This is a genomic window from Pseudomonas sp. K5002, from assembly GCF_013386655.1.
Classification (GTDB): Bacteria; Pseudomonadota; Gammaproteobacteria; order Pseudomonadales; family Pseudomonadaceae; genus Aquipseudomonas.
On the sequence record NZ_JACARK010000845.1, the window covers coordinates 1 to 846 of the forward strand.

Sequence of the window (846 nt, forward strand, 5' to 3'; positions counted from 1 at the left end):
GCCTCTGACCTTGCAGTCGCCGCCGACGGCGCATCCCGTCCACTGAACTGGAACGCCATCGGCATGTTCCTGGTGTTCGTGCTGTTCACCCTCGGCGTGACTCGCTGTGACGCCCTGCGCACCCGTTCCGCCAGCGACTTCTACACCGCCGGCGGCGGCATGAGCGGCTTCCAGAATGGCCTGGCGATTGCCGGCGACATGATCTCGGCGGCGTCATTCCTCGGCATCTCGGCGATGATGTTCCTCAACGGTTATGACGGCCTGCTCTACGCCCTGGGCGTGTTGGCCGGCTGGCCGATCATCCTGTTCCTGATCGCCGAGCGCCTGCGCAACCTGGGCAAGTACACGTTTGCCGATGTGGTGTCCTACCGCCTGGAGCAGACCCCGGTGCGCCTGACCTCGGCCTTCGGCACCCTGACCGTGGCGCTGATGTACCTGGTGGCGCAGATGGTGGGCGCCGGCAAGCTGATCGAGCTGCTGTTCGGCATCGACTACCTGTACGCGGTGATGCTGGTGGGCGTGCTGATGGTGTTCTACGTGACCTTCGGCGGCATGCTCGCCACCACCTGGGTGCAGATCATCAAGGCGGTGATGTTGCTGTTCGGCACCACCTTCATGGCATTCATGGTGCTCAAGCACTTTGGTTTCAGCACCGAGGCGATGTTCGCCGGGGCCACCGCCGTGCACGCCAAGGGCAGCGCGATCATGGCGCCGGGCGGCTTGCTGTCGAACCCGATCGATGCGATTTCCCTGGGGCTGGGCATGATGTTCGGCACCGCCGGGTTGCCGCATATCCTGATGCGCTTCTTTACCGTCAGCGACGCCAAGGAAGCGCGCAAGAGCGTG

The 846-nt window shown here is 64.3% G+C and carries 1 pseudogene; it reads left to right on the forward strand.

The features are described from left to right. Positions 1-846 (forward strand): annotated as a pseudogene (gene actP / locus HX846_RS39810) (cation acetate symporter); the annotation flags it as partial.